At 54.4% G+C, this 1,974-nt stretch carries 2 protein-coding genes; one reads left to right on the top strand and one right to left on the bottom strand.

Features of this window, described 5'->3' with window-relative positions:
* Nucleotides 1-79: 79 nt before the first annotated feature.
* Nucleotides 80-754, top strand: a complete 675-nt coding sequence (locus ACSZPU_RS25395) for a GntR family transcriptional regulator (protein ID WP_499004373.1) — start codon at nt 80-82, stop codon at nt 752-754.
* A gap of 1 nt (nt 755) precedes the next feature.
* Here ACSZPU_RS25395 and ACSZPU_RS25390 read toward each other — a convergent pair whose 3' ends face one another.
* Nucleotides 756-1,895, bottom strand: coding sequence for an enolase C-terminal domain-like protein (locus ACSZPU_RS25390; protein ID WP_499004372.1), 1,140 nt, complete (start codon nt 1,893-1,895; stop codon nt 756-758).
* Nucleotides 1,896-1,974: the final 79 nt, after the last annotated feature.

Raw genomic sequence — 1,974 nt, 5'->3', positions numbered from 1 at the left:
GGCCTCATTTCTCGCTGCCGTCCAGATCAGATGCATCGCTCTCTGGGCTAAAATCTTGTGACGACACTATCTAAGCAAAATTTATCAAAGCAGCGAATCCGGACCGCGCAAACTCCCCCCTGAAAGACAGCTCGCAGAAGAGTATGGCGTCTCCCGTTTTACCATCCGCCAGGCGCTCGAAAAGCTGGCAAGCATCGGCGTTGTGCGCATTGTTCAAGGCTCCGGGATCTGGATTAACGAGCAGGCGCGTAACAATCCGCTGGTCTACAACTCCATCACTGAAAAACGCTTCGATCAGATCCGGTTTCGGCTGATCAGTCTGCATAAAAAACGCCCCGACCGCGATGAGCAGCAGATCTTTGGACTGACGGATGACAGCTTTATCTGGCAATTTTGTCGGCTGCGTTTTGTCGATGAAGAGGCGGTGCAAATTGAAATCTCCCGCATGCCCGCCGCCGATTTTGCCGAATTGAATCAGCAGGTCATCGAAAGCTCATTGCAGCAGTACGTCTTAGGCAAGGGGTATCAGATTTCACATATGCTGACGACCTATCGTGCAGTCACGGTCAGCCGTGAGCAAGCCGCACTGTTGGGCTGTAAGAAAGGAAGCCCGGCCATGCACATCAGTAATCGCGGGATTCTGGAAGGCGGCAGAGTCTACGAAATCAGCGATATCATCGACATCAACTACACCTGCACCTATGTGATCCCGCACAACCGGGCTAACCTCGCCTTTCGCAAAGGCGAAGCCTGATCTACGGCGTGTGAATAGTGCCATCCGGCAGGCGGCTTTGCGTCCACTCATGCGGGCGATAAACGACCGGGTAGCGCAGGCCTTCCTCTTCATTGAACGTCACGCCGATGCCCGGCGTTTGCGGCGCATAGACAAAACCGTCTTTTACCATCGGCGCGCCGGGGAAGACCGTGTCGGTTTCCACAGAGCGCGGAATGTATTCCTGAATGGCCGCGTTATGTAGATGAATATTGAGATGGGTGTTTACCGCGACGCCTATGGGGGACATATCGCCCGGACCATGCCAGGCAAGACGTACACCAAAGGCCTGGCACAGCACGGCCAGTTTTAGCGCCGGGGTGATGCCGCCGATTTGCGAAATATGACAGCGAATAAAATCGATGCGTCGGTTAACAATCAGATCGTGCCATTCTGCTGGGTTATTAAAGAGCTCGCCCATCGCCAGCGGCACGCAGCTATGCTGGCGCACCTGTTCAAGCCAGGCGCTTTGCTGCGGTGGCAAAATATCTTCAATGAAATAGGGCTGATACGGCTCCAACTGCTTTGCCAGCTGTATCGCCTGTTGGGGAAAGAGACGTTCATGCACATCATGCAGAATGTGCAGGCCAAAGCCGTAGTTTTCGCGCAGTGCCTTGAACATGGCAACGGTATTGTTCATGTACTCTTGCTGATCGAACCAGGCGCCGGGCGTGGGGTTTTCCGGCGTATGCAGTTGTGCGGGCGTGCCGCCGTAAAAGCCCAACTGGCAGCGAATATGACGATAGCCCTGTTCGCGCAGGCGATCTACGCTGGTGAAGAGTTCTTCCAGCGTTTCGCCGCTGGCATGGCTGTAGGCGGCGATGGCATCGCGAGATTGCCCGCCAAGCAATTGATACAGCGGCATGCCGGCCAACTGGCCTTTAATATCCCACAGTGCCATATCGACGCCGGAGATGGCGTTATTCATCACTGGACCGTTTCGCCAGTAGGCATTGACGTTCATCATCTGCCAGAGGTCTTCGATGTGGTTGGCATCACGCCCGATCAGCAGAGGTTTCAGGTACTCATCGACCATGGTTTTGACCGCCAGCGGGCGTTGCTGGAAGGTAGCACAGCCGTGGCCGATGATGCCTTTATCGGTGGTCACCCGCACGGTAATCAGATTATGGAAGGTGCGATTTAATCGTCAATTATGAGAACATAACCCTTTCTTTGACATAGACTTTTCACGATGCCCGCTC

It is taken from the genome of Phytobacter sp. V69, assembly GCF_965644215.1.
GTDB lineage: Bacteria > Pseudomonadota > Gammaproteobacteria > Enterobacterales > Enterobacteriaceae > Phytobacter.
Note: the sequence above shows the minus strand (reverse complement) of the source record. Positions and strands in the feature narration are given on the sequence as shown.